This is a genomic window from Brevundimonas intermedia (assembly GCF_004614235.1).
Lineage (GTDB): Bacteria > Pseudomonadota > Alphaproteobacteria > Caulobacterales > Caulobacteraceae > Brevundimonas > Brevundimonas intermedia_A.
On sequence record NZ_SPVH01000006.1, the window covers coordinates 227248 to 251594 of the forward strand.

28 protein-coding genes are annotated in these 24347 nt (G+C 67.4%); 12 read left to right on the forward strand and 16 right to left on the reverse strand.

The window, feature by feature from the left end:
* Positions 1-4: 4 nt before the first annotated feature.
* Positions 5-151: a hypothetical protein gene (locus tag EGY25_RS16515; RefSeq protein WP_167762511.1), complete on the reverse strand. Its 147-nt coding sequence runs from the start codon at positions 149-151 to the stop codon at positions 5-7.
* 89 nt (positions 152-240) lie between these two features.
* Here EGY25_RS16515 and EGY25_RS07450 point away from each other — a divergent pair, with 89 nt between their 5' ends.
* The 9 genes from EGY25_RS07450 to EGY25_RS07485 all read left to right on the forward strand — a co-directional run bounded on the left by EGY25_RS07450 (position 241) and on the right by EGY25_RS07485 (position 7269).
* Positions 241-819 carry a helix-turn-helix domain-containing protein gene (locus EGY25_RS07450; RefSeq protein ID WP_135194383.1) on the forward strand — a complete coding sequence of 193 codons (579 nt, stop codon included), beginning with the start codon at positions 241-243 and terminating at the stop codon, positions 817-819.
* Between the two features lie 75 nt (positions 820-894).
* Positions 895-1302, forward strand: a complete 408-nt coding sequence (locus EGY25_RS16855; protein WP_280643928.1) for a serine hydrolase — start codon at positions 895-897, stop codon at positions 1300-1302.
* 2 nt (positions 1303-1304) lie between these two features.
* Positions 1305-1985 carry a serine hydrolase domain-containing protein gene (locus EGY25_RS07455; protein ID WP_280643929.1) on the forward strand — a complete coding sequence of 227 codons (681 nt, stop codon included), beginning with the start codon at positions 1305-1307 and terminating at the stop codon, positions 1983-1985.
* A 157-nt stretch (positions 1986-2142) separates the two neighbouring features.
* Positions 2143-2568 carry a DUF2141 domain-containing protein gene (locus EGY25_RS07460; protein ID WP_135194384.1) on the forward strand — a complete coding sequence of 142 codons (426 nt, stop codon included), beginning with the start codon at positions 2143-2145 and terminating at the stop codon, positions 2566-2568.
* Positions 2569-2591: 23 nt separating this feature from the next.
* Complete coding sequence (locus EGY25_RS07465) at positions 2592-4070, forward strand: carotenoid oxygenase family protein (RefSeq protein WP_135194385.1); 1479 nt, start codon at positions 2592-2594, stop codon at positions 4068-4070.
* 67 nt (positions 4071-4137) lie between these two features.
* Positions 4138-5292, forward strand: coding sequence for an acyltransferase family protein (locus tag EGY25_RS07470; RefSeq protein ID WP_135194386.1), 1155 nt, complete (start codon positions 4138-4140; stop codon positions 5290-5292).
* Between the two features lie 36 nt (positions 5293-5328).
* Positions 5329-5859 carry a CHAP domain-containing protein gene (locus tag EGY25_RS07475; protein WP_135194387.1) on the forward strand — a complete coding sequence of 177 codons (531 nt, stop codon included), beginning with the start codon at positions 5329-5331 and terminating at the stop codon, positions 5857-5859.
* A 52-nt stretch (positions 5860-5911) separates the two neighbouring features.
* Complete coding sequence (locus tag EGY25_RS07480; RefSeq protein WP_135194388.1) at positions 5912-6709, forward strand: tryptophan 2,3-dioxygenase; 798 nt, start codon at positions 5912-5914, stop codon at positions 6707-6709.
* Positions 6710-6783: 74 nt separating this feature from the next.
* Positions 6784-7269 carry a PA2169 family four-helix-bundle protein gene (locus EGY25_RS07485; protein WP_135194389.1) on the forward strand — a complete coding sequence of 162 codons (486 nt, stop codon included), beginning with the start codon at positions 6784-6786 and terminating at the stop codon, positions 7267-7269.
* A gap of 75 nt (positions 7270-7344) precedes the next feature.
* Here EGY25_RS07485 and rplS read toward each other — a convergent pair whose 3' ends face one another.
* The 3 genes from rplS to EGY25_RS07500 form a co-directional block, all read right to left on the reverse strand.
* Entirely contained in the window at positions 7345-7767 is a 423-nt protein-coding gene (gene rplS, locus EGY25_RS07490; protein ID WP_135194390.1) for a 50S ribosomal protein L19, read from the reverse strand.
* A gap of 1 nt (position 7768) precedes the next feature.
* Positions 7769-8509 (reverse strand): tRNA (guanosine(37)-N1)-methyltransferase TrmD, encoded by a 741-nt coding sequence (gene trmD, locus EGY25_RS07495; RefSeq protein ID WP_135194391.1) that lies wholly within the window; start codon positions 8507-8509, stop codon positions 7769-7771.
* Between the two features lie 184 nt (positions 8510-8693).
* Complete coding sequence (locus EGY25_RS07500) at positions 8694-10541, reverse strand: DUF885 domain-containing protein (protein WP_209308014.1); 1848 nt, start codon at positions 10539-10541, stop codon at positions 8694-8696.
* Between the two features lie 189 nt (positions 10542-10730).
* On the opposite strand from EGY25_RS07500, the gene EGY25_RS07505 reads away from it, so the two are divergent.
* Together EGY25_RS07505 and EGY25_RS07510 are read left to right on the forward strand one after the other, a co-directional pair.
* Entirely contained in the window at positions 10731-10868 is a 138-nt protein-coding gene (locus EGY25_RS07505) for an entericidin A/B family lipoprotein (protein WP_055754663.1), read from the forward strand.
* Between the two features lie 107 nt (positions 10869-10975).
* The gene (locus tag EGY25_RS07510) at positions 10976-11368 is read left to right on the forward strand and encodes a YidB family protein (protein WP_135194393.1); all 393 of its coding nucleotides are present in this window, start codon (positions 10976-10978) and stop codon (positions 11366-11368) included.
* 18 nt (positions 11369-11386) lie between these two features.
* Here EGY25_RS07510 and EGY25_RS07515 read toward each other — a convergent pair whose 3' ends face one another.
* The 8 genes from EGY25_RS07515 to EGY25_RS07550 form a co-directional block, all read right to left on the reverse strand.
* Positions 11387-13153, reverse strand: coding sequence for an AmpG family muropeptide MFS transporter (locus EGY25_RS07515; RefSeq protein WP_135194394.1), 1767 nt, complete (start codon positions 13151-13153; stop codon positions 11387-11389).
* A 43-nt stretch (positions 13154-13196) separates the two neighbouring features.
* Positions 13197-14735, reverse strand: coding sequence for a response regulator (locus tag EGY25_RS07520; protein WP_135194395.1), 1539 nt, complete (start codon positions 14733-14735; stop codon positions 13197-13199).
* Between the two features lie 65 nt (positions 14736-14800).
* Positions 14801-16417 carry a YifB family Mg chelatase-like AAA ATPase gene (locus tag EGY25_RS07525; protein ID WP_135194396.1) on the reverse strand — a complete coding sequence of 539 codons (1617 nt, stop codon included), beginning with the start codon at positions 16415-16417 and terminating at the stop codon, positions 14801-14803.
* A gap of 61 nt (positions 16418-16478) precedes the next feature.
* Positions 16479-17432 carry a glutathione synthase gene (gshB, locus tag EGY25_RS07530; protein ID WP_135194397.1) on the reverse strand — a complete coding sequence of 318 codons (954 nt, stop codon included), beginning with the start codon at positions 17430-17432 and terminating at the stop codon, positions 16479-16481.
* Positions 17433-17635: 203 nt separating this feature from the next.
* Positions 17636-17830, reverse strand: a complete 195-nt coding sequence (locus EGY25_RS07535; RefSeq protein ID WP_135194398.1) for a Trm112 family protein — start codon at positions 17828-17830, stop codon at positions 17636-17638.
* A 26-nt stretch (positions 17831-17856) separates the two neighbouring features.
* Positions 17857-18513 (reverse strand): LON peptidase substrate-binding domain-containing protein, encoded by a 657-nt coding sequence (locus EGY25_RS07540; RefSeq protein WP_135194399.1) that lies wholly within the window; start codon positions 18511-18513, stop codon positions 17857-17859.
* A gap of 11 nt (positions 18514-18524) precedes the next feature.
* Positions 18525-19433 (reverse strand): thioredoxin family protein, encoded by a 909-nt coding sequence (locus EGY25_RS07545; protein WP_135194400.1) that lies wholly within the window; start codon positions 19431-19433, stop codon positions 18525-18527.
* 894 nt (positions 19434-20327) lie between these two features.
* Positions 20328-20843 carry a prolyl-tRNA synthetase associated domain-containing protein gene (locus tag EGY25_RS07550; protein WP_135194401.1) on the reverse strand — a complete coding sequence of 172 codons (516 nt, stop codon included), beginning with the start codon at positions 20841-20843 and terminating at the stop codon, positions 20328-20330.
* Between the two features lie 37 nt (positions 20844-20880).
* On the opposite strand from EGY25_RS07550, the gene EGY25_RS07555 reads away from it, so the two are divergent.
* Complete coding sequence (locus EGY25_RS07555) at positions 20881-21648, forward strand: DUF6065 family protein (protein ID WP_245159389.1); 768 nt, start codon at positions 20881-20883, stop codon at positions 21646-21648.
* A gap of 42 nt (positions 21649-21690) precedes the next feature.
* Here the strand turns inward: EGY25_RS07555 and EGY25_RS07560 are convergent, their stop codons facing one another.
* From EGY25_RS07560 to EGY25_RS07575, 4 genes are all read right to left on the reverse strand, one after another.
* Complete coding sequence (locus EGY25_RS07560; protein WP_135194403.1) at positions 21691-22263, reverse strand: CC0125/CC1285 family lipoprotein; 573 nt, start codon at positions 22261-22263, stop codon at positions 21691-21693.
* 99 nt (positions 22264-22362) lie between these two features.
* Positions 22363-22995 carry a LysE family translocator gene (locus EGY25_RS07565; protein WP_135194404.1) on the reverse strand — a complete coding sequence of 211 codons (633 nt, stop codon included), beginning with the start codon at positions 22993-22995 and terminating at the stop codon, positions 22363-22365.
* 197 nt (positions 22996-23192) lie between these two features.
* Positions 23193-23777 (reverse strand): hypothetical protein, encoded by a 585-nt coding sequence (locus EGY25_RS16520; RefSeq protein WP_167762512.1) that lies wholly within the window; start codon positions 23775-23777, stop codon positions 23193-23195.
* A gap of 80 nt (positions 23778-23857) precedes the next feature.
* Positions 23858-24316, reverse strand: a complete 459-nt coding sequence (locus tag EGY25_RS07575) for a translation initiation factor IF-2 (protein WP_135194405.1) — start codon at positions 24314-24316, stop codon at positions 23858-23860.
* Positions 24317-24347 lie beyond the last annotated feature (31 nt).

Sequence of the window (24347 nt, forward strand, 5' to 3'; positions counted from 1 at the left end):
ATCGTCATTCATGAGCAAGCCCCATCTGCCTTCGGGCGATTTCTTCGGCGCGGCCTCTCGAACGGTCGAGGCCGGCGGTTTCCGCGTCGGCCTGTGGGTCGCCAGCCGGCCGCCCGAGGGCGTCGAACTGCACGCCCATGACGACGCCCATTTCGTCCTGGCCCTAAACGACGGCTATCGCAGCCTGGCCCATGATCCGCTGACGCCAAGGGATGCCGCCTTCGGCCCCGGCGCCCTGGTTTGGAACCCGCCGGGGTCGAGCACCGGGACTGTTTCGACGTCGCCGGCGGTCGCTTCCTGTCCATCAGTTTCGATCCGCCCAAGGGAGCCGAGCGCGGCGACCCCATGCGGTTGCGCGGCGCCCTGGCGGAAGGGGCGGCGCGGCGGCTGGTCGGGGTGGCCGGGCGGTTCGCGGCGGGGGACGCGGTCGTGATGGAGGGTCTGACACTGGATCTGGCGGCGTCGGTTCTGTCGCCGGGGGAGTTGGACGAGGATCCTGCGCCGGATTGGCTGTTGCGAGCCCATGACGTCCTGCACGACCTGGCGGACCAGCCGGGGCTGGAGGTGGCGACTATCGCCGAACTGGTCGGGGTTCATCCCGTCTCCCTGGCCCGCCGTTATCGCCGCCATTTCGGCTGTTCGCCCGCCGCCGCCATTCGTCGCGCGCGGGCGGACCGGGCGGCGGGCCAGATCGCGCGCGTGCGGGACTTGGCCGAACTGGCCCTGAGCGCGGGCTATGCCGACCAGAGCCATATGACGCGCGAGTTCGGCGCCCTCTATGGCCTGACGCCGGCCCGCTACCGCGCCCTGTTCGCCTGACCGGTTGCGTCTGTTCAAGACGGGCGGCCCGACGCGTGGGAAGTGCGGTCGTTGCTTCCCCAATCCAGGACCCTCATGCGTCATCTGCTTCTCGCGACCCTCGGGCTCGCGCTCGTCTCCGCACCCGTGATGGCCGAGCCGAACTGGCCGGTCGCCGCGCCCGAAACCCAGGACGTTTCGGCCGAGGGTCTGGCGGCTATGGACGCCGCCGTCCGCGCCGGAACCTTCCAGAAGATCACCAGCGTCCTGATCGCCAGGCACGGCCGGCTGGTGCACGAGGTCTATTTTGACGAGGCGGACCGCGAGAGCCGCCGCAACACCCGCTCGGTCACCAAGACCGTCACCGCCATGCTGGTCGGCGCCGCCCTAGGGCGCGGCGACATTGCGAGCGTCGACGCCCCGGTCATGCCCTTCGTCGCGGACCACGCCCCTTCGACAATCCCGATCCGCGCAAGGCCGCCATCACGGTCGAGGACCTGCTGACCATGAGCTCGCTGCTGGAATGCGACGACGACAACGCGTTCTCGCGCGGCAATGAGGAGCGGATGTACCTGATCGAGGACTGGGTGAAGTTCGCCATGGACCTGCCGGTGCGCGGCTTCCCTCACTGGATCCCCCGGCCCGAGAACCAGCCCTACGGCCGGGCCTTCTCCTATTGCACAGCGGGGGTGACCACCCTGGGTGCCGTCGTCCAGAAGGCGACGGGCGAACCGCTGAAGGATTTTGCACGCAAGGCTCTGTTCGGCCCGCTGGAGATCGAGGGTGAGGATTGGCAGATGTCGCCGACCGGCCTGGCTCAAGGCGGCGGCGGCCTGGGCCTGCGCAGCCGCGACCTGCTGGCGCTGGGGCAGCTGCTGCTGAACCACGGGCGGTGGGAGGGACGCCAGGTCCTGCCTGAGGCCTTCGCACGCGCCATGGTCACCCCGCACGCCAGCGTCGATCCGCAGAAGGGCGACTACGGCTATCTGATCTGGCTGCCGACCTATCAGGTCGCAGGCGCACCCCATCCCGCCTGGACCATGTCGGGCACCGGCGGCAACAAGGTTGCGATCGTCCCGGACCTGGATGCGGTCGTGGTGGTGACGACCGAGAACTTCGACGTTCGCAATCCGCACGGGCTAGCCTACACCCTGATCTCGGACCATGCCTTGGCGGCGATGAAGTAAGGCGTGCGTTCACGCTTCGCCAATGGCCAGGGGTGGTCATTGGCGAAGCAGCACCGTGCGTCGCCGCAAGTGAGGTGGCGAAGGGCAGGGGATGGCGGCACGGTCCGGTCATCGAGGGTCGGTCGTCGGTCCTCTCCCTGACACAGGATACGCCGTCATGAAGACCGTCGCCGCCATCGCTCCCATTCTCGCTCTCGCCGCCGTTCTGGCCGCCGCGCCCGCCTTCGCCGCCGACCTGACGGTCTCATTCCCGAGCGTGGCGCCACAAGGCCAGATCATGGTCGCCGTCTTCAACAGCGAGGCCAACTATGACGGCGAGGGCCCGCCGGCCCAGGTCGCCATGCTGGATGCAGCCGGAGGCCAGACCAGCGTGACCTTCGACGGCCTGCCCGACGGCGACTATGCGGTGCGCGCCTTTCATGACCTGAACGGCGACGGCAAGATGAACACCAACCCGTTCGGCATGCCGACCGAGCGCTTCGCCTTCTCCAACAATGCGGTCGGCAATATGGGGCCGGCGTCTTGGGAGCGCGCGAAGTTCGCCGCAGCGGGCGCCGTCGTTCAATCGATCGACCTGAAGTAAGCGATCCGAGCCGGAGCCTGATCATGACCCCCTCCCGCCGTTCCTTCCTGATGGGCGCCGCAGCCCTTTCCGCCGCCGTCGCCACGCCCGAGATGGTCCGCGCCGCCGCCGCTTTGGACGCCGTCGCCGCGACGAAGGCCGACTGGGCGCTGGCGACCCAGGACATCGAGGGCGACATGCCGCGCCAGACGATGCGCCTGATCCATGGCCGGGCGCCGGCGGGCCTGCAGGGCGCGCTGTATCGCAACGGACCGGCCAAGTTCCGGCGGCCAGGTGGTTCGGCGACCCACTGGTTCGACGGCGACGGCATGATGCGCGCCTTCCGCATTCAGGACGGTCAGGCCACGCTGGAGGCGCGGTTCGCCGACACGCCCAAGCGCCGCACCGAGACCGAACTGGGCGCCGTCTTGACCCCCGGCTTCGGCACCAGGGGCGACGCGCGCGCCCGCATCGGTTCGAACGACGACGCCAACGCCGCCAACACGGCCGTCATGGTCGCCGGCGATCAGGTCTGGGCCCTGTGGGAGGCAGGGTCGCCCCTGGCCATGTCGGCATCCGACCTTTCGACCGAAGGCTTCGTCACCCTGCGCGACGACCTGAAGGGCATGCCGTTCCAGGCCCATCCGCGTTATGCGCCCGAAGGTTCGATCTGGAATGTCGGCTTGGCCGGAAATCGCGCGGTGATCTGGCATCTGAACCCCGATCGCAGCCTGAACGACGCCCAGGTCGTGTCCCTGCCGCGCGCCAGCTATATGCACGACTTCACCGCCACCGACCGGCACGTGATTCTGGTGCTCCAGCCCTGGGTGTTCGAGACCCACGCCATGCCGGTGATCTCGGGCCTGGCCTGGCGACCGGAGATGGGGACGCAGGTCCTGGTGCTGGACAAGGACGACCTGTCCAAGCGCCGCCTCTACGACCTGCCGGGCTTCTTCCATTTCCACCTGGGCGATGCCTGGGCCGAGCGGGACGGCACGATCCGCTTCGACGTCGCCGCCAGCGGCGATCCGCGCTTCGCGGTCGATGGCGCGCGGGTTCTGGTGGATGGGCACGGGGTCGTGCCGGGCGATCCGGCGAAACTGGCCCTGATCACCCTGCGGCCCGATGGTCGCGCCGACATGACCTATAGCGATGTCGTGGGCGAGTTCCCCAAGGCCGATCCGCGCCGGGCAGGGCTGAAGCGCAGCCTCACGGCCCATACCTCCGGCGAGACGCTCGGACGGCCCCTGCCGACGGGCCTGGCCGTGCACGATTGGGACAGCGGCCGCTCGAACGCCTTCGAGTTCGGGGTGCATCAGGTGGTCGAGGAAGCAGTCTTCGTGCCCAAGCCCGGCGCGACGGCCGAACGCGACGCCTGGCTGGTCGGGCCGTCGGTCAATCTGAAGGACGGCCGCGCCGAACTCCATGTGTTCGACGTGGCCCGGATCGAGGACGGTCCCGTGGCGACCTGGCAAGCGGACACGGCCCTGCCAGCCGGCTTCCACGGCGTGTGGGCGGGGTAAAGGCCTCCGAGGCACAACCCTTGCGGGCCTTCACGGTTCGAAAAGGCTGACGTGCCAAGGTGAGACCATGACCCCCGTTCAGACCCATACCCAGACTCCGGCCGATCTTCGTCCCATCACCGCCCTGCGTTTCGGCGCAGCGATGTGGGTGGCCGTTTACAGTTTCTGGGAAAACCTGGCGGGCGCCGGTCAGGTCGGCCTGGTGGCCAAGGGGTATCTGGGGGTCGAGCTGTTCTTCGTCCTGTCCGGCTTCATCCTCAGCCACGTCTATCTGGCGGCGGCGGGCGAGAAGCGGTTCTCGTATCGCAGCTTCCTTTGGGCGCGGGTGGCGCGGGTCTATCCGCTGCATGTCGCGACCCTGATCGGGGTCGGGCTGCTGGCCGCCGCCGCCCTGTTCGCCGGTATGAGCGTGGACGGCAATGTGCTGAGCTGGGCGTCGCTGCCCGCCAACCTGTTCATGGTCCACGCCTGGGGCCTGGCGCCGGTGGCGGGCTGGAACCACCCGTCCTGGTCGATCTCGGCGGAGTGGTTCGCCTATCTCTGCTTCCCGCTGTTCGCCTTCGTCTTCTGGCGCGCGCGGCATCGTCCCATCGCGGCCGTCGTCGGCGCGGCGGCCTTCCTGGCCATCCTCTATTTCGTGTTCGAGCAGTGGGCCGGGTTTGCTCTGACCGAGGCGACGATCCGTTGGGGCGCGCTGCGGATCGTGCCGTGCTTCGCCCTGGGGTGCGCCCTCTACCTCGTCTATCGCCGCGCGCCGTTGAAGGCGCCTTGGCTGTGCGCCGCTGTCTCGTTCGGTCTGATGGTGCTCAGCGCGGCGCTTGGACTGTGGGACGGGGTGACGGTTCTCCTGGCCGGCGCCCTGATCCTGTCGCTCGCGTCGCTGCCCAATGAGCGCGCCGGATGGCTCGCCTCCAAGCCGGCTGTCTACCTCGGCGAGATCAGCTATTCGGTCTATATGGTCTGCGTGCCGTGGAAGCTTCTGGCCGTCGGTCTCGCCGCCAAGCTTGTGGATGCGCCCGACAAGCAGCTTCAAATTTTCGTGTGGTTGGCGATTTTGGCCCTGCTGCCGGTCGTGGCCGCCGTCTCCTATCATCTCGTCGAACACCCGGCCCGCAAGGCTTTGCGCGGCATGGCCAAGCGGGGCGATAAGACTTCGGCAAGCAGTCTGAAGTCCGGCGCTACGCCGAAACAACTTGCTACCGAGCGTGAACCCGTGGCCTAAAGGGCGTTCCAAAGACGGGTCGGGATACCCCTAAGCATGACGAAACGGCTCAAAGCCGCCGCGGTTGCGGCGACCCTCGGTTTTTTTGCATTGGGCGCCGTTCCCTCCAGTGCGAAGGCTGACGAGCCGTATTGGCAGTGCGTGACCTTCGCGCGCATGTTCTCGGGCATCAACATCTTCGGCGACGCCTGGACCTGGTGGCGTCAGGCCTCCGCCGGCTTCCGCACCGGCCGCGCGCCTGAAACCGGCTCGGTCCTGGTCTTCCGCCCCGAGGGCCGCATGAGCCGGGGCCACGTCGCCGTCGTCTCCGACATCCTGACCGACCGCGTGGTCCGCGTCACCCACGCCAACTGGGGCGGCAGCCGCGGCAAGGTCGAGGAGAACGTCACCGTCGTCGACGTCTCGCCCTCCAACGACTGGTCCCAGGTCAAGGTCTGGTACAATCCGATCAACGACCTGGGAACGACGGTCTATCCGACCTACGGCTTCATCTACAAAGGCGCGCGCGACGCCTTCGACGCCGGTCGCCAGATCGCCTCTAACGTCTCGGCCCAAGGCCAGCATTAGGGCCGGCGCGAACCCGCCTTGCGCTGCCCGCCATCGCGGGCGATAGGCGGGCATGACCCAATCCAGCGACATCACCTACGCCGGCTATTTGGCGTTGGACGACCTGCTTTCGACCCAGCATCCGCTGTCGGACCAGCACGACGAGATGCTGTTCGTCGTCATCCACCAGACCAAGGAACTGTGGCTCAAGCAGATCCTGCACGAGACGGCCCTGGCGCAGCGGCTGGTGCGCGCCGGCGATCTGGTGCCGGCCTATAAGAGCCTGGCGCGGGTCTCTCGCATCCAGGCGGTGATGACCCACAGCTGGGACATCCTGTCGACCATGACCCCGGCCGACTATCTGCGGTTCCGTGGGTCCCTGGGATCGTCCTCGGGCTTCCAGAGCGACCAGTTCCGCCGGTTCGAGGCCATGCTGGGCCTGAAGGACGCCAGCTTCCTGAAGTTCCATGAGGATCGCCCCGAAGCCTTGGCCGCGCTTCAGGCCGCCATCGCCGCGCCCAGCCTGTACGATGACGCCCTGGCCCAGATGGCCAAGGCCGGTCTGCCGGTGCCCGCCGAGGTGCTGAACCGCGACGTGACCCAGCCCTATGAGCCGTCCGAGGCCGTCGAGGCGGCCTGGCTGGAGGTTTATCGCGACACCGAACGCTGGTGGGTGCTGTATCAACTGGCCGAGAAGCTGGTCGATCTGGACGACGCCTTGCTGACCTGGCGCCACAAGCATGTCGTCACGGTCGAGCGCATCATCGGCCGGCGGCGTGGAACCGGCGGCACGGAGGGGGCGGCCTATCTGGCCTCGACCCTGACCAAGCGCTGCTTCCCCGAGCTTTGGTCCCTTCGCACCAAACTTTGATGTCGCAGGGCGGCAACCTTCGCCGCGCCCGGCCATTCCGCCGTTTGACCGCAACAGCGGAAGGAATGGACGAGATGAGCAATCCCAACGCCCACGACATCAAGGTTCTGAACGGCCTGATCGAAACCACGCTGGACAGCGCCGACGGCTATCGTGAAGCCGCAGAACAGACGCAGGACCCTCACTATCGCACCCTGTTCGAGCGCCGCAGCGCCGAACGCCAGCAGGTCGTAGACGACCTGTCCGCCGCCGTGCGCGGCCTGGGCGGCGATCCCGAATCCGACGGCTCGATCCTGGCCAAGGCCCACCGGGCCTTTCTGGACGTGAAACATGCGCTGCTGCGCAACGACGATTCCGTTGTCGGCTCGATCAACAGCGGCGAAGGCTTCATCGCCGGCAAATACGAAAAGGCGCTGGAGGACACCGGCATCTCCGCCACCACGCGCGAGACGATCCGGCGGGCCTATGCGGCGGTGAAGACCGAGCATGAGCAGATGGAAGCGCTGAAGCACAGCCTGGAAGGCCAGCGCGACGCGGACAACCCGCTCTATCCGCAGTAGCCTTGTGAAGGCGGAATAGAAAAAGGCCCCGGCGTTTCCGCCGGGGCCTTCGTCATTTCAGTGTCGTACCTGAACCTAGGCTTCGTCGCCCTTGGCGGCCGAACCGGTTTCCGGAACGACGACGCCCTTGGCGGGACGGACCGTCTGGCGCTCGGCGATACGGGCCGACTTGCCGCGACGATCGCGCAGGTAATAGAGCTTGGCGCGACGCACGACGCCGCGGCGCTTCACTTCGATCGACTCGATGTTGGGCGACAGAATGGGGAATTTGCGTTCGACGCCTTCGCCGAACGAGATCTTGCGGACCGTGAAGGTTTCGCTGATGCCGCCGCCGTCACGGGCGATGCAGACGCCCTCGAAGGCCTGGACGCGCTCGCGCTCGCCTTCCTTGATCTTTACGTTGACGCGCAGGGTGTCGCCGGGTTGGAAGACCGGGATCGTGCGCTCGCCGAGAACGCGGGCTTTTTCTTCGGCGTTCAGCTGTTGAACGATGTTCATGTCATTTCTCCTCGGGCTTTGCGCCCTTTAGCTGTGATTTGGCGAGATGCGCTTCCCAGAGGTCTGGTCGCCGCTCCCGCGTGGTCTCTTCCCGTTGCATCTCGCGCCATTGTGCGACCTTCTTGTGGTCGCCCGACACCAGCACCTCGGGTATCTCCAGTCCCTCGAACGTCCGCGGTCGCGTGTACTGCGGGTGTTCCAGAAGCCCATCCTCGAAGCTTTCGGACGACAGGCTGTCCGCCGCGCCAAGCACTCCAGGGATCAATCTTACGCACGCCTCGATCGCGACCATCGCCGCCGCCTCGCCGCCGGCGAGCACCGCGTCTCCGACCGAGACCTCCTCGAACCCGCGTGCGTCGAGCACCCGCTGATCCACCCCCTCGAAACGACCGCAAAGCACGACGATGCCGTCGGCCTTGGCCCATTCCTTGACGCGCGCCTGGGTCAGGGGTCGACCCTTGGCGCTCATGTACAAAAGCGGCCGCCCCCTAGAAGGGTTGGTCGGTCCCGGAAGGCTATCCACCGCCCGAGCCACCACGTCCGCCTTAAGCACAGCTCCCGGGCCGCCACCCGCAGGGGTGTCGTCCAGGAAGCCGCGCGTATCTGTGGAAAAGGCGCGAATGTCAACCGTATCCAGGCTCCACAAGCCTTTCTCGCGCCACGCCGTGCCGATCAGCGACACGCCGAGCGGGCCGGGAAAGGCCTCGGGAAACATGGTCAGGACGGTCGCGGTGAAGGGCATGGCGGCGGCTCATACACGAAAAGCGCACTATTGCCTCCCTCTCCCGTTGGGAGAGGGCTTGAGCCTCCGAGAGTGCAGCGATCGGAAAGGCGAAAGGGTGAGGGTCGAACGGTGCGACTTGGCCCGCCGACCGACCCTCATCCGGCTCTTCAAGCCACCTTCTCCCAATGGGAGAAGGACGTGCTTATGCGGCCGGCGCCCCGCCGCCCGCCGCGATCCATCCGTCGACCTGGTCCTCCAGCACGTCCAGCGGCACCGAGCCGGAGCCCAGGACCACGGCGTGGAAGTCCTTGATGTCGAACCGGTCACCCAGCGCCGCCTTGGCCCGGTCGCGCAGTTCCTCGATCTTCAGCTCGCCGATCTTGTAGCTGGTCGCCTGTCCGGGATTGGTGATGTAGCGCTCGACCTCCTTTTCGATGTCGCGCTCGGACAGCAGGGAGTTCTGGCGGAAATAGTCCATCGCCTGTTCGCGGCTCCAGCGCTTGGCGTGCAGGCCGGTGTCGGTCACCAGACGCACGGCGCGCCACAGCTCGGTCGAGAGCCGACCGAAGTCGGAATAGGGGTCCTGATAGAAGCCCATCTCCTTGCCCAGTTGTTCGGCGTATAGGCCCCAGCCCTCGGCGTAGGCGCCGTAGCCGCCGAAGCGACGGAAGCGCGGCAGGCCCTCGATTTCCTGGGCATAGGCGATCTGGAAATGGTGCCCGGGCGCGCCCTCGTGATAGCTGATGCCCTCGATCTGGGGCTTCAGCACCTGGGTCATGTCCGACAGGTTGACGTAATAGATGCCCGGCCGCGACCCGTCCGGCGCCGGCGAGTTGTAGAAGGCGATCGAGGCCGTCGCCTCGCGGAACGGCTCCACCGCCCGCACCTCAAGCGCCGCCTTGGGCAGGGTCGAGAACCATTGCGGGGCCGCCGCCATCACCTGGGCGATGAAACCCCGCGCGTCGGTCAGATACTGTTCCTTGCCCTCAGTCGTGTTCGGATACTGGAAGCGCGGATCGGTCTTCAGGAAGACGAAGAACTCCTGCAGCGTGCCGGTAAAGCCGACCTGGGCCTTGATGACTTCCATCTCGGCCTGGATGCGGGCGACTTCGTCCAGGCCGATCTGGTGGATCTGGTCGGCGGTCAGGTCGGTGGTGGTCGAGAGCTGGAGCCGGGCGTTGTAATAGGCCTCGCCCTGCGGCAGGCGCCACACGCCGGCGTCGCTGTCGGCCTTGGGCTGAACCTCGGCCAGGGCCGTCAGCACCGTGTCGAACCCGGCCTTGTATGGTCCCGTCAGGGCGGCGCGGCCTTCGGACAGCAGCCGGTCCTTGGCCGCCTGATCCGTCTCCAGCGCCGCGACCTTCTTGTTGAAATCGGCCCAGACCGGATTGTCCGCCCCATCGTCGAACGGCGCGCCCGAGATGACGTTGCGGGTGTTGGCGATGGAGGGTTCGAAGACGAAGCGGGGCGAGACCACGCCCGCCGCCGCGCGCTGACGCAGTTCGTCGGCGACCTGTTCCATCTGGACCTGGGCGGCGCGCAGACGGCCGACATAGGCCTCGGCGTCGGCGACGCTTGAGACGCGGTGGTTGTTGATCAGGAAGACGGGCAGGCTGGTGGTCGGATTGCCGTTGGCCGCAAACTGGAAGCCCCAGTCGCGCCACTGGTTCGACAGCCGCGCCTGCTGCACCCCGTATTCGAACATCCGCCACGACAGCCGCGCCTGAGGCCCCAGCTTCTCGGGATCGAAGCCGGCCTTCATCTGCGCCAGCTGGGCCTCCTGCAGGGCCAGGGCCCTGTCGGCGGCGGCGTCCGACACATCGTCCAGCTTGTCGTAATCGGTCTTGATCCCCAGCGAGGTCATCTGTTGCGGGCTGAGCGCGATCCGCGCCTGGAAGGCCTGTTCGAAGAAGGCATTCAGCCGCGCGTCCTCGCTTTGCGCTTCGGCCGCCGGCGCCCCCGTCCCGACAGTCGCCGGCGTTTGGGCAATGGTGGGCGCGGCGGACAGCACCGCCATCATGGCGGCGGACGAGATCAGAAAACGACGCATGGACAACCCCTCGTGAAACAGGGGCGCACCTTCGGGCGCGCCTTCGCCGGGCGCAAGCCGCCAATGTCGCAGGCGTTGCGGCGATCCGACACGTCCGGACGAAATTTCAATACGGCGTCGCTTGATGCAACCCAAGTTCAAGGTCGGCGTTTGCAGGGAGCTTGACCATACCAACAAGGGGTTCACACCATGCGCAAGATCATCACTCTGACCATCGTCGCCGCCGCCCTGGCCGTGTCGGCGTGCAACACCATCGCCGGCGCCGGCCGTGATGTCTCGGCCGCCGGTTCAGCCGTCACCACCGGCGCGAACGACGCCAAGAACTAAGCTTCGGCGAAAGCTTGATCTGGAAAGGCCCGTCGGATCACCGGCGGGCCTTTCTCGTATCCGTCGCACGACGGTGTTACGGTGCGGCGTCAGACAGGAGACGGACGATGGGCTTTCTCGACAATGTGGTGAAAGGCCTGGGCGACGACGCCGCAGGCGGACTGGGCGATCTGCTCAAGGGCCAGGGCGGCATCGGCGGCCTGGCGGAGAAGTTCGGTCAGGCGGGCCTGGGCGACGTGGTCGGCTCCTGGGTCGGCACGGGTCCGAACGCCAATATTTCGCCCGAGCAGATCGCTGCCGTCATCGGCTCCGGCCCCATCGCCGACATCGCCGCCAAGATGGGCGTCTCGCCCCAGCAGGCCGGCGAGACCCTGGCGGGCCTGCTGCCCGAGGCCATCGACCGCCTGACCCCCGGCGGTCAGATCGACGGCGCAGATGATCTGCTGGGCAAGCTGCCGGGCGGTTTGGGCGACATGATCGGCGGCTTCCTGAAGCGCTGAGGCGTCAGGAGGGTCCGCTCAAGAGGGTTGGCCCGCCGTCGCCGCAATAGCGGCGTCCTCTTCGGCCGCCGCCTTCTGGCGTTCCTGCAAGGCGGTCTGTTTGCTGGCGACGACGAAGGCCAGGACGACGGCGAACACGCCGATGATCGTCGAATACAGGAAGAAGACGACATAACCCGCGCCCAGCGCAGCCGGGGTCACGCCGCTGGTCGCCGCCCCGGCCGCCAAAGACCCTTCGGGCAGGCGGGCGAACAGAGGACGCAGCGCGGAGAATGGACCTGCACCTTCCGCCGCGCGGGCCGAGGCCTCGACGATGCGGCCCGACTGGGACGCGATCAGCTTGCCGGGCAGGGCGTACAGCGAACTGAACAGGGCGTATTGGGTTGCCGTAAAGCCGATCGACGTCAGGCTGGACATATAGGCGATCAGGGCCGTTCCGGCGTAGCCGGTGGCGATGTTGTCCACCCCGATGGCGATGGTCAGGGCAGGAATGCTGGGCCCCTGGGTCGCCAGCCAGGCGAAGACCAGGTTCGACACCGGGCTCATGAAGGCGCCGATCACCATGGTTCGGATCAACCCCAGCTTGGCCACCGACCAGCCGCCGATGAAGACGCCCAGGGTGGTCATGACGACCCCGAACACCTTGCGCACCTCGGCCAGCTCGATTTTCGAGAACCCCAGGTCCAGATAGAAGGGGTTCATGATGTTCAGGACGAAATCGGCCAGGCGATAGACGCAGATCAGCGCCAGGATCAGCGTCGCCACGCCCGAGAACCGCTTGTAGAAGTCGGCCACTGGCTCGCCGAACGATCCCGCAAGATAGGCGCCCGGCCGGGTCCTGGTTCCTGGCAGAGGCCAGCAGGCCAGCACCAGCAGGGCCAGGCCGCCGAACACCGCCGCGACCTGCAGATAGACACCGCCCGGCTTGGCGGCCCAGGCGTCGGCGATGGCGGTTTGGCCTTCTGCGCCCAGGCCGAACAGGCCAAGCAAGCCGTTCAGCGGCCCCGCCTGCGCCGTCAGGCCCGAACCCACCACCATGGCGGCGGCGGCGATCACGATCAGGCGCGCGATCCATTCCAGGATTTCAAGCTTGGGTCGCGACGGCGTGTCGCCCACCGGAATGGCGCGGATCGAATGGGCCTTCTCGCGCGGCGCGAACAGGACGCCGGCGATGCCGAAGCCCATCAGGGCGGCCATCACCGCATAGGAGACGTTCCAGTTATAGAGATCAGCGAGTACCAGCGGCACGGCCCCGGCGACGATCATGGCGACGCGGTATCCCATCTGATAGGCGGCGGCCATGGCGCCGTGGCGGCTGTCGTCCGCCGCCTCGATCCGCCAGGCGTCGATGACAATGTCCTGCGTCGCGCCGAAGAAGCCGACCAGGGTCGCGAACAGGGCGATGGCCACAAGTGCGTTCGACGGGTTCAGGCCCGAGATCGACCACAGGCCGAAAATCACCACGGCCTGCGTCACCAGCATCCATGACCGGCGATGGCCCAGCAGTGGCGTCAGCAGCGGAATGGCCGTGCGGTCCACCAGCGGCGCCCAGACGAATTTCAACGAATAGCTGAGCGTCGCCAGGGCGAAGAAGCCGATGACTTCCAGCGTCTGACCGCTCTCGCGCAGCCAGGCCGACAGGGTGTCAAAGATCAGCAGGTTCGGCAGGCCCGCCGAAAACCCCAGCAGCAGCATGATGAACACGCGCCGCTCGCCATAGACGGCGAGGCCGCCGAAACGTCCGGCGGGTTTACCGGTGGCGGCGGGGGTGGCTTGGTCGGTCATGCACGGCTCCGGCGCGGCGGCCGGAAACGCGGGCGCCTGTAACTCAGCCGACCTTGGCGCGGATGTCGCGTTTCGTCCAGCGGGCCAAGGCGGCGCGCAGGGCGTCGGCGTCCAGCGGCTTGACGATATGGTCGTCCATGCCGGCCTCCAGACAGGCGCGGCGGTCCTCGGCGAAGGCGTTGGCGGTCAGGGCCAGGATCGGCGTCATGTCGCCCCCGGCGCGGATGGCGCGGGCGGCGGCGGGGCCGTCCATGCCGGGCATCCGCATGTCCATGAAGACCACGTCGTAGCGCGCGCGCTTCAGGGCCGCGACGGCTTCCTCGCCGGTGGCGGCGGTCTCGACGGTGCAGCCCTCGCGGCGCAGCAGGGTGCGGGCCAGAAGCGCGCCGACGGGATTGTCTTCGGCCAGCAGCACGCGAATGCCGGCGAACTGAACGGGCGAGACGCGGTCGTCCTCGACATGAGCCGCGACGGGGGCGGCGCTTCTGTCGCCCGTCTCGGCGCCGATGGCCGCCAGGACCCGTTCGGCCAGGGAGGCGCGACGCAGGGGCTTGATCAGATAGCCGTGAAAGCCGGCGGACCGATAGCGCGCGATAAGATCGCGCTCCGACGGCTTCAATAGCACGATGCCGCGACCGGTGGCGGGCAGGGCGGCCAGACTTCCCGCCGAGGCGCCGGCGTGGTCGATCAGGGTCACCGGCGCGGGGTCGGCGATCGTGCCGCCCGAGGCCTCGATCTGGGCGCTGGCGGCGGACAGGACGAAGGGGTCGGGCGAGCGCACCGAGACCTTATGATTCCGCAGCGGCTTGTCCCGCGCCACGGCGACTGCGGCGAAGGCGGCCTCGAAGCGGAAGCGGGCGCCGGCGCCGGATGTGGCGCCGTCGGGCCGATCCTCGACCCGCACCGAGCCCTCCATGGCGGCGGCCAGTTTGCGCACGACCGCCAGCCCCAGGCCGGCGCCGTCATGACGCACGGCGTCGGAGGAATCGGCGTGACCGAACTCCTCGAAGATGCGCGCGCGGGCCTCGGGCGCGACGCCCGGCCCGGTGTCGTCGACCAGGAAGGCCAAGCGCGGGCGGGCCGCGCTGCCGCCGGCGCGCTCGACCGTGATGCGCACGCCGCCGGTCTCGGTGAATTTCACGGCATTGCCGGCGAGGTTGAACAGGACCTGACGCAGACGGCCTTCGTCGGCCAGGACATCGGGCGCGTCGGCGGCGACCGACCAGACGATCTCCAGCCCCTTGTCGTGGGCGCGCGGGCTGAGCAGTTCGGCGACGCCACGCACCAACCCCTCCAGATCGACGGGGGCCAAGTCGAACTCCAGCGCCCCGGCCTCCAGCCGCGCATAGTCCAACAGGTCGTTGACCAGACCCAGCAGATGTTCGGCTGACTGGCGGGCGTTCTCGGCATAGGCGCGCTGGGCGCCGTCCAGCCGGGTCCGCTGCAACAGGTTGATCATGCCGATGACGCCGTTCAGCGGCGTGCGCATCTCGTGGCTCATCAGCCGCAGGAACTGCTGGGCGGGATCGGCAGGCTGAACCGCCTCGTCCTCGATCCGCTTCGTCGCCGTGCGTCGCGCCATGGTCGCTTCCCCGTTCGCGCCGACCCTAACGGCTGCGGGTTAAGGATCCCTCCATCCCGCAACCGTCACGAATGAAGGAAGGGCGCCTGCTCTGCGTCGTCCTCGCGCATCCCGAAGGCCGTATCGCGCGCCGCCACGCGCCGGTCGAAATCGGCCTCGGCCCCGACGGTGTTGCGGCGATAGATCAGAGCCTCGGCGATGTGGCGGCGCAGCACGCCGGTGCAGCCGTCCAGATCGGCGATGGTGCGCGCCAGGCGCAGGGTGCGGGTCCAGCCGCGCGCCGTCAGCCCCCCGGCCTCGCCCGCCCGCATCAACAGCATGCGGCCTGCCTCGTCAGGCGTGGCGAACCGGTCCAGCGTATCGCCGGACGCGCGCGCGTTCAGGCCCTGGGCCGAATCCAATCCTGCCTCCCGCACCCGGTCTTCCTGCATGGCGCGGGCGGTCGCGACGCGCGCCCTGGCCTCGGCCGTGCCCTCGGCGGGCGGCGGCAGGGCCATGTCTGCGGCGGTGACGGGCGGGGTCTCCACCGTCAGGTCGATGCGGTCGAACATCGGACCCGATACCCGGTTCTGGTAGTCGCGCTGGCATCTTGGAGCCTTGCCGCAAGCCCCGCGTCCGGCCCCGCCCATGCCGCAGCGGCACGGGTTCATCGCCGCCACCAGCTGGAACCGAGCCGGATAGCGGACATGGGCGTTGGCGCGGGCGACGACGATCTCGCCGGTCTCCAGCGGCGCCCGCAGCGAATCCAGGGCCTGGGCGCTGTATTCCGGCAGTTCGTCCAGGAACAGCACGCCATTGTGCGCCAGCGACGCCTCGCCCGGCTTGGCGCGCAGACCCCCGCCTGTCAGGGCCGCCATCGAGGCCGAATGGTGCGGGCTTCGGAACGGCCGATCCCGTGTCAGGGCGCCGCGCTCGATCAAACCGGCGACCGACCAGACCATCGAGGTCTCCAAAAGCTCCTGCGAGGTCAGGGGCGGCAACAGGCCGGGCAGGCGTTGCGCCATCATCGACTTGCCCGACCCCGGCGGGCCGATGAACAGCAGGTTGTGACCGCCGGCCGCCGCAATCTCCAGCGCGCGCTTGGCGCTTTCCTGACCCTTGACCTCGCGCAGGTCGGGCACGGCCTTGCCGCTGGCCAGCGGACCGGGCTCTGGCGCGCGCAGCACCTGGGTTCCCTTGAAGTGATTGACCAGGCCGATCAGCGAGCGCGGCGCCAGGATGCGCGCGCCGCCCGCCCAGGCCGCCTCCGGCCCCGTCGCCTCGGGGCAGATCAGACCCAGGCCCATGGCGTCGGCGGCGACAGCGGCCGGCAGGGCGCCGCCGACCCGCGCGATCTGTCCATCCAGCCCCAGTTCGCCGATGGCGGCCCAGCCGTCCAGGGCGTCGGGCGCGATCACCCCCATGGCCGCCATTAAAGCCAAGGCGATGGGAAGGTCGAAATGGCTGCCCTCCTTGGGCAGGTCGGCGGGCGCCAGATTGGCGATGATCCGCGCCGCCGGCAGGGCCAGGCCGATGCCGGAAAAGGCGCCGCGCACCCGTTCGCGGCTTTCGGCCACCGCCTTGTCCGGCAGGCCGACGATGGTGAAGACCGTCTCGCGGTTCTGACCGACCAGCTGGACCTCGACGTCCACGCGCCGGGCCTCCACCCCGTCGAAGGCGACCGTGACAACCCGTGCGACCATGACGTCCTCCCGCTTCCCGCGAGAGAACGAACCATGAACTGAAATCTAATTCAAGTGGCGGTCACGCAACCTGTGCGGCGCGGCGGGCTTCGATGGCGTCCCACATCAGGGCGGTGGCGTCGATGCCGGTGAAGGTCTTCAACTGCTGGGCGCCGGTGGGGGAGGTGACGTTGATCTCGGTCAGATAGTCGCCGATCACGTCGATGCCGACGAAGATCAGGCCGCGTTCCTTCAGCGTCGGGCCGATGGCCTTGCAGATTTCCAGGTCGCGCGGTGTCAGCTCGACCGGCATGGCGGTGCCGCCGACGTGCAGGTTCGACCGCACGGCCCCCGCCGCCGGCACGCGGTTGATGGCGCCGACCGGCTCGCCTTCGATCAGGATGATGCGCTTGTCGCCCTTGGACACGGCGGGAATGAATTTCTGGATCACCAGAGGGTCGCGGCTGCCGGCGGCGTGGATCTCGATCAGGGCGTCCAGATTGGGATCGTCGGCGCGCAGCTTGATCACGCCCGAGCCGCCGTTGCCGTGCAGGGGCTTCAGCACCACCTCGCCGTGCTTCTTGTGGAAGGCGGTCAGGGCGACGGGATCGGCCGAGATCAGGGTCGGCGGCTGAAGGCCGGGGAAGGCCGTGACCATCAGCTTTTCGGGTGCCGAACGCACCTGGGCCGGGTCGTTGACCACCAGGGTCTTTGGATGGACCGTCTCCAGCAGATAGGTGGCGGTGACATAGGCCATGTCGAACGGCGGATCCTGGCGCATCAGGATGACGTCCACGTCCTCGGCAAGGTTCAGCCGCACCCAGTCGCCGAAATCGACGTGGTTCCCGACCTCGCGGCGCACGGTGATCGGCCGGGCGCGGCAGTAGAGGCGGCCCTCCTCCAGCGCCAGGGTGCGGAAATCATAGACCCACTGTTTGTGCCCGCGCGCCTGGGCCGTCTCGGCCATCAGGAAGGTAGTGTCCCCGGCGATGTCGACGGCCTCTATCGGGTCCATCTGGATGGCGACTCTGAGCATCGGGGAGGCTTTCTCTACGTTGGCAGGCAATCCGGAATTGGAGCGGCGAAGCTTCGCCGCAACCCTATCCGCTCATCCCCGCGAAAGCGGGGACCCAGTTCTTTCGCTCGGCAGTGCGTTGGGCCGATGACTGAAGGACGGACCTCAGATCGGAACGCCCAAAGCGCTGGGTCCCCGCTTTCGCGGGGATGAGCGGAATATATTTAGTCGATCTGACGGGCTTCCTCGGCCAGCATGATCGGCACGCCCTCGCGGATCGGATAGGCCAGCTTGGCGCCGGCCGAGATCAGCTCGCCCGCGTCGCGGTCATAGGTCAGCTTGCCACGCGTGACCGGACAGACCAGCACCTCAAGCAGGCGAGGATCGACCGAGACCGGGGTGTTGAAGGCGTCACTCATTGGCGGGTTCCTGAAAGCGTGGCCGCTTATTGCATGGACGGCGCGGCGTCGTCACCGGCGTCGGCGGCGTCGATACGCAGCAGGGCGGTCAGGGCCTCGGCGCGGGGCATCAGGCCCATGGCCTCCAGCAGCGCCTGTTTCTCGGCCGGCTCGAACGGAAGCGCCATCGACAGACTGTTGACCAGGGCCTCCATCGGCGCGCTCTCGGCCGTCTCCCAGTCGATGTCGAGCAGGCGGTGGGCCATATAGGCGCGCAGGGCGTCCAGGAAGGCCTCGCGGTCGAAATCCGGCTCCTCGGGCGGAGAGACCAGATCGGATTCATAGGCCTCGAAGGCGGCGCGGATCTGGCGATAGGGCGCCTTGGACGGCATCTCGGCGGCGATGCGGAACCGCGACACTCCGGTCAGGGTGATCAGATACCGCCCGTCCGAGGTCTCGGCGAAGCTGGTGATCCGGCCCGCACAGCCGATGGGCGACAGGCTGGGCAGGGCAGGGGTTCCGCCATTGGGCTGGACCAGGCCGATGATCCGATCCCCGGCCATGGCGTCGTCCACCATGTTCAGATAGCGCGGCTCGAAGATGTTCAGCGGCAGTTGCCCGCGCGGCAGCAGGATGGTCCCGCCCAGCGGGAACACCGGGATCACCTGCGGCAGATCGAGTGCGCGGACATAACCTTGCGGCATGGGTTTCAAGCCTACGAAAACAGGATCGACGACAGCCGGCGCCGCCCGTCCTTGGCCACGTCGGAACTGACGCCCGCCGCTTCGAAGATGACCAGCAGCTGCTTGCGCGCCGCCTGTTCGTTCCACTCGCGGTCGGCCTTGATGATGTGCAGCAGATTGTCGACCGCGCCCTGGAAATCGCCGGCCGCGCTCTGGGCCTCCGCGAGATCGAACCGGGCCTGGTGATCGTTGGGGTCGGCCGCGACCCTGGCCTCCAACTCGGCCGAAGCGCCTGACGGGGCTTTCGCCGCCAGGGCCAATTGCGCGCGCACGCTCTGGACCGTCGGCTCCTTGGAGTCCTGCGGGGCCATGGCGATGGTCTGCAGCGCCTGTTCGTGGTCGCCGCCCGCCAGATAGACTCGCGCCATTCCGGCGATGGCCTTTTCGTTCTCGGGTTCGATCGACAGGACGTGGGCGAAGGCCTGGGCCGCGCCGCCGAAGTCGTTCAGGCCAAGGGATTCCTCACCCAGCTCCAACAGTTGCGCCGTCTCGGTCGAACCGCCCTGGCCGCCCGTCAGCTTGTCGATGAAAGCCTTGATCTGGCTGTCGGGGATCGCGCCCTGAAAACCGTCCACCGGCTGACCGTCGACGAAGGCGTAGACGGTGGGGATCGACTGCACCCGCAACTGGCCCGCATAGGCGGGATTGGCGTCCACATCGATCTTGACCATCTTCACCGCCCCCTTGGCGGCGCGCACGCCCTTCTCCAGCGCCGGCCCTAGGGTCCGGCAAGGCCCGCACCAGGTCGCCCAGAAGTCGACGATGACCGGCTGATGCTTCGACGCCTCGATCACGTCCGTCATGAAGGAGGCGTCGGTGCCTTCCTTGATCAGGTCGTCGCCAGAGTGGCCGGGGGTCAGGGTCGGATCGAGCAGTGTCATGGGCGAAGTCCGTGCAGGGTCGGTCAGGGTCAACGGTTCAGATGGCGTCGGGATGCGTCGGCATCAAGCGGCGAATTGGTCGCGCAGGGATTTCAGACGGTGGTCACGAAAACACCGTCTAATTCGTCTAATTAGTCTGAAATCCTCGCTGCGCGTCTGCCCATTGACCATCCTTTACGAGATGGGACGGTGAGGCGGATCGTCAAGCGGACTTCGGGCGCTTCTGTAAAGTATAGGTTGCAAATACTGTAGCTGGACGGCCAAGACAAACCGACCGATCGCTGGTCGATCCAAGCGCAAGTGGGGGGGCGTGCAGTGAGCATGGAATGGAAGGCGTTAGAGGGCCAGAGGATTCAGTCCGTCTTGGGGGCCATAGGAGCTTTGCCTGCTGCGGCCTTGGTTTTTGGTGATGATGCTGCGGCTTCGGCACCTGGAGCCCCACTCTACACAGCGGCCATCGTCCTCATGATCGGCGCCTATATGCACTGGCTGTATACAGACGGAGTCTATCATCTCGGATCGATCAGGTTTTGCTTTACCGAGGTCGATCTGAAAGCGTTCCAACACTGGGAGACAAAGACGCTGCATCCAGCAGGCTATCGGTTTCAGTGGTCGACATACGCGTATGCGATTGCGAGCCTTCTTTGCACTGTGTGCGGGTTGATGGGGGTGTATTCAAAGATCCGCTCTGGAGTGCCAGTTGAAGTCGGATTTTATGCTGTCATAGCGCTGGCGTTGTGCGTGTCGGGAGAAGTTGTGTTGTCTGGCGCCAAGCGAAACCGCTTACTGCGAGAATGCAGGGCTTGGTCTGAGAAAAACGTGGCTTCCGCCTGACGCCCCAGCATGTAGATGATCAGAGCGCGCCTGGCGAAGGTCTGATTTCACCATGTCGGTTCACGCGCCCAAAGCTCCGAAATCCATCACCACCGGCTCTCGCCCCAGCAGGTCCAACACCCGCCGGAACGCCGCCTGATCCAGGGCCGTTGTCGCCGTATTGGTCAGGGGGTGGAAGTTCACGATGTCGGCGTCCCACAGGCGCTGGTCCAGGACGAAGGTGACGCGGCGGTCGCTGTCGTTGATCAGGCCCAGCGCCGTGACCGAGCCGGGACGGACGCCCAGGGTTTGGTACATCAGGGTCTCGTTCCCGAACGACAGCCGGCCGGAGCCCATGGCGGCGGCCGCGCGCTTCAGGTCGATGATCGTGTCCTGGCGGGCCGAGATCAGCCACAACCGGCCTTTGTGATCCTTCAGGAACAGGTTCTTGGTGTGGGCGCCGGGCAGGTCGGCCTTGAGGTCCAGCCCCTCCTCGACGCGGAAGACGGCCGGGTGGTCGTGGGTGACGTGATCCACGCCGTTTTCGGTCAGCCAGACGGTCAATGTCTCGCGGTCGAAAGCGGGTTCGTCAGTCATGGTTGAGCCGTCGGGTTTCGGGCGTTAGGAAATGATCATGGTCGATACCGTCAAGACACGCCCGCTGGAACTGGAATGCTATCCGATGACGGCCCGGCCGCCGGACCTCGTCCCCGGCCGCCAGTCGCGCAACTGGATGGACGCCTTCATCAGCCGCCACCCGTATCGGTGCCTGCCGCTGAACATGGCCAACACCACGGGGTGGGAAATCCTGTGCCCGTTCGGCTTCTCCGCCGAATGGAACGGCGGCCCGCGTCAGGAAGACATCGTCATCACGCCGGACCGGCCCCAGCACGATCTGGACCATTTCGTCACCTCGCACTTCTCGCGCGGCGTCCTGACCATGCATCCGCAATATCTGTTCCGCACGCCGCCGGGCTGGGGGATGATGTGCTCGGGGTCGCCCAACCATGTGAAGGACGGCATCCAGCCGCTGGTCGGCCTGATCGAGACCGACTGGCTGCCCTTCCCCTTCACGATGAACTGGATTTTCACCCGGCCGGGCCGGATCACCTTCGAAAAGGGCGAGCCCTTCTGCTTCATCAATCTGATCGAGCACAAGAAGGTCGAGCAGTTCCAGCCGATCATCCGGACGCTGGACTCCAACCCGGTGATGAAGGGCCAGTTCGAGGCCTGGAACCGCGCCCGCACCGACTTCAACCAACGCCTCGCCGGCGGCGATCCCGACGCGGCCAAGGAGGCGTGGCAGCGCTACTATTTCAAGGGCGAGGTGCCCGAGGCCCTGGGCACGGCGCCGGCCACCCACTCGAACAAGCGCCGGCTGAAGTCGCCGCGGGTGGGGTGAACGAAAAAGCCCCTCTCCACGCCGTGGAGAGGGGCTTTTGTCTTACGCCGCCGGTCGCGTGACCTGCGGGCCCAGGTTCTGGATCACCTCGCGGGCGTCGAAGGCGTTGGGATCGCCGGCGGGCTTGGGTCCGCGGCCCAGCACGATCTCGGCGTTGGCCTCGAACCGATCGACCTGACGCACGTCGAAGTCGTTGGCGCCCCAAGGACCATAGCGATCCCACGGGCTCCAGAAGCCGCCGCGATAGTAGCGCCACGACGGGCCCCAATAGGGGCTGTAGAAGCGGTTGTAGCCCGCATAGAACGGGTCGGGCGTGCCGACGAAGCGGGTGTCGCGGTCGGTGGCGCGGTTGACGGTGGCGAACCAGTCATAGCCGCTCTCGACGGTCAGTTCGGCCGAGCGCAGCAGCAGAGACTGCTCGACCTGCTCGCGCGAGGTCAGCGAGTTGCCGGAAAAGCTGACGCGGAACCGGTCGTTTTCCAGACGCTGCTCGGCATAGCCGCCGCGCTGGCCGTTGAAGCCGGCGGGCTGATACGGGGTGGCGGTGGCGCAGGCCGCCAGCGCAAGGCCGGCGGCGACCGTCATCGCCAGGGTCTTCATTGGAAGGGCTTTCATGACATCAAACTCCTTGATCGCTCATTCGGGCGCGCTGACGGCTGAACGGAGCATGAATGGCGGCGTTCCCCTTCAATCTAGGACGAAGCGCGGTCGCGTCTAGATGCGCAGGGCGATCAGGACCGAAGCGGTCAGCAAAAGGGCGCCGACGAAGATCCCGAATCCGCGCTTGAACCGGGGCTGCTGCATGCGACGCGACAGGGCGGCGCCGGACAGGGCGTAGGCGCTCATCGACATCATATCCATGCCGATCACGGCGACGGCGAACAGGGCCAGCTGCGGCGCGACCGGCCGGTTCACGTCCACGAACGGCGGCAGGACGGCGGTGAAGAACAGGATGGCCTTGGGGTTGGCGATCTGGACGGCGAACCCGTCGATCAGGGCGCTGCGCCCCTTCTTGACGACGACGTGGTCAGGCTGGGCGGCGGTTGCGAAGGCGCCGCGCAGGGCCTTGATCCCCAGCCAGGCGACATAGAGGGCGCCCAGGACGGCGATCACCTTGAAGGCGGCGGGAAAGGCCTTGACCAGGGCGCCCAGACCCAGGGCCGCCGCGCCGAACCACACCAGGGTCGCCGCATTCATCCCGACCACCCCGACCAGGGCCGAGGCGCGGCCCTTTTCGACGCCGGTCGCGACCGCGAACAGATTGGCCGGCCCCGGCGTGATCGCCATCACCGCCATCACGCCGAGGAAGGTGGAATAGAGGTGCGGATCGACGGGCAGGGCGGACATGCGGCGCGATGTCGCTGGTCTGCTGTGCGCGGTCAAGGACCTCCGTCTCCTCCCCATTTCATGGGGAGGTGGCGCGGCGCTCTTCAGCGCCGTGACGGAGGGGTTCTGCGCTAGATTACCGGCGACTGTGGGACGTCAAAGAGCCCCTCCACCGCTACGCGGTCCCCCTCCCCACAAGTGGGGAGGAGACGGCGGAGTTACGCCGTTGGACGTTCCGGGGCTTCGGGCGCTTGCGGCGGCTCGGGCGCTTCGGGCGCTTCGACGCCGACGTCAACGACATCGGCGGCGGCCTGGTCCAGAGCGTATTGGGCGACCAGGCTATAGGTTTCCATCTGCTCGGGGGTCGGATTGGTCCAGGCGCTGTTCTGGGCGATGCCGTTCGCGGTGACGACGCCCTTGTGCATGCCGTCCTCGATCGCCTGTTTGACTTCGGGGTCGTTCATGGCGTCGGCGATCAGGGCGTCGACATCGATGTCCTTCAGGGCTTCGGCCGCCATTTCCGTGGCGTGTTTCGTCGTCTCGGCGGTGAAGGCGGCGATGTCGGGGGCATATTCGGCCCACAGGGCGGCGATGCGCTGGCCGCGCACTGCCTCGCTCAGGCTCCGGTCTTCGGAAATGGCCTCGGCGCGCTTGCCGAACGCCTCCATCCGGGCCTCAAAGGCGGAGGCGGCGGTTTCCAACCGGACTTCGGCGGACTCGGGGGCGGGCGTCCCGTCCTGGGCCAGGGCGGAGGACAGGGGCAGGAGCGCCAGGGCGGCGGTCAGGCTGAGCAGGCGGATCATGGGAGGGCTCCCGTTGAATGACCCGTGCAAACTCGACCCTGCGCCGCCCCGTCTCAAGTGAAATCGCGGTAAGGCGCGGCTTACTGCGGTTGGGCGGGGGCTGCGGCGGCCGGCGCGGCGGCGGCTTCTTCAGCCTGGGCGCGAACCTTGGCGGGGATGCTCTTTATGCGCTGAGCCGCGACGGCGATCTGGTCGGCAGGGCCGCCTTGGCCCACGATGAAGGCTTGAAACTCGTCAGCGAAGGCGTCGACTTCCGGCTGATAGCGCGCCTGGAGGGCGTCGAGATCGGTCTTGGCCTTGGCCTTGTCCGTTTGGGCGGCGGCGGCCTGCATTTCGTTGGACATGGTCTCCATCTTCTCACCGAAGGCTTCGCCCTTGGCTTCGAACGCAGCCGCTTCCGGGCTTTCGGCTTCTTCAGCCGGTGCGGGCGCTGCGGCAGGGGCGGGTGCGGCCTGGGGCGCGGCGGCCTGGCTGGCGGCGAAGGCCGGGGTGGTCAGGGCCAGGGCGGCGACGGCCGCGACGGAAGACAAAAGACGCATGGGAAACTCCGAAACAGGCCGCTGCGCGACC

Coding starts and splice junctions, on each gene's coding strand:
- EGY25_RS16515 (WP_167762511.1), bottom strand. CDS start 151: ATGGGCGTCGTCATGGGCGTGCAGTTCGACGCCCTCGGGCGGCCGGCT.
- EGY25_RS16855 (WP_280643928.1), top strand. CDS start 895: ATGCGTCATCTGCTTCTCGCGACCCTCGGGCTCGCGCTCGTCTCCGCA.
- EGY25_RS07455 (WP_280643929.1), top strand. CDS start 1,305: ATGAGCTCGCTGCTGGAATGCGACGACGACAACGCGTTCTCGCGCGGC.
- EGY25_RS07460 (WP_135194384.1), top strand. CDS start 2,143: ATGAAGACCGTCGCCGCCATCGCTCCCATTCTCGCTCTCGCCGCCGTT.
- EGY25_RS07465 (WP_135194385.1), top strand. CDS start 2,592: ATGACCCCCTCCCGCCGTTCCTTCCTGATGGGCGCCGCAGCCCTTTCC.
- EGY25_RS07470 (WP_135194386.1), top strand. CDS start 4,138: ATGACCCCCGTTCAGACCCATACCCAGACTCCGGCCGATCTTCGTCCC.
- EGY25_RS07475 (WP_135194387.1), top strand. CDS start 5,329: ATGACGAAACGGCTCAAAGCCGCCGCGGTTGCGGCGACCCTCGGTTTT.
- EGY25_RS07480 (WP_135194388.1), top strand. CDS start 5,912: ATGACCCAATCCAGCGACATCACCTACGCCGGCTATTTGGCGTTGGAC.
- EGY25_RS07485 (WP_135194389.1), top strand. CDS start 6,784: ATGAGCAATCCCAACGCCCACGACATCAAGGTTCTGAACGGCCTGATC.
- rplS (WP_135194390.1), bottom strand. CDS start 7,767: ATGAACATCGTTCAACAGCTGAACGCCGAAGAAAAAGCCCGCGTTCTC.
- trmD (WP_135194391.1), bottom strand. CDS start 8,509: ATGCCCTTCACCGCGACCGTCCTGACCATGTTTCCCGAGGCCTTTCCC.
- EGY25_RS07500 (WP_209308014.1), bottom strand. CDS start 10,541: ATGCGTCGTTTTCTGATCTCGTCCGCCGCCATGATGGCGGTGCTGTCC.
- EGY25_RS07505 (WP_055754663.1), top strand. CDS start 10,731: ATGCGCAAGATCATCACTCTGACCATCGTCGCCGCCGCCCTGGCCGTG.
- EGY25_RS07510 (WP_135194393.1), top strand. CDS start 10,976: ATGGGCTTTCTCGACAATGTGGTGAAAGGCCTGGGCGACGACGCCGCA.
- EGY25_RS07515 (WP_135194394.1), bottom strand. CDS start 13,153: ATGACCGACCAAGCCACCCCCGCCGCCACCGGTAAACCCGCCGGACGT.
- EGY25_RS07520 (WP_135194395.1), bottom strand. CDS start 14,735: ATGGCGCGACGCACGGCGACGAAGCGGATCGAGGACGAGGCGGTTCAG.
- EGY25_RS07525 (WP_135194396.1), bottom strand. CDS start 16,417: ATGGTCGCACGGGTTGTCACGGTCGCCTTCGACGGGGTGGAGGCCCGG.
- gshB (WP_135194397.1), bottom strand. CDS start 17,432: ATGCTCAGAGTCGCCATCCAGATGGACCCGATAGAGGCCGTCGACATC.
- EGY25_RS07535 (WP_135194398.1), bottom strand. CDS start 17,830: ATGAGTGACGCCTTCAACACCCCGGTCTCGGTCGATCCTCGCCTGCTT.
- EGY25_RS07540 (WP_135194399.1), bottom strand. CDS start 18,513: ATGCCGCAAGGTTATGTCCGCGCACTCGATCTGCCGCAGGTGATCCCG.
- EGY25_RS07545 (WP_135194400.1), bottom strand. CDS start 19,433: ATGACACTGCTCGATCCGACCCTGACCCCCGGCCACTCTGGCGACGAC.
- EGY25_RS07550 (WP_135194401.1), bottom strand. CDS start 20,843: ATGACTGACGAACCCGCTTTCGACCGCGAGACATTGACCGTCTGGCTG.
- EGY25_RS07555 (WP_245159389.1), top strand. CDS start 20,881: ATGGTCGATACCGTCAAGACACGCCCGCTGGAACTGGAATGCTATCCG.
- EGY25_RS07560 (WP_135194403.1), bottom strand. CDS start 22,263: ATGAAAGCCCTTCCAATGAAGACCCTGGCGATGACGGTCGCCGCCGGC.
- EGY25_RS07565 (WP_135194404.1), bottom strand. CDS start 22,995: ATGTCCGCCCTGCCCGTCGATCCGCACCTCTATTCCACCTTCCTCGGC.
- EGY25_RS16520 (WP_167762512.1), bottom strand. CDS start 23,777: ATGATCCGCCTGCTCAGCCTGACCGCCGCCCTGGCGCTCCTGCCCCTG.
- EGY25_RS07575 (WP_135194405.1), bottom strand. CDS start 24,316: ATGCGTCTTTTGTCTTCCGTCGCGGCCGTCGCCGCCCTGGCCCTGACC.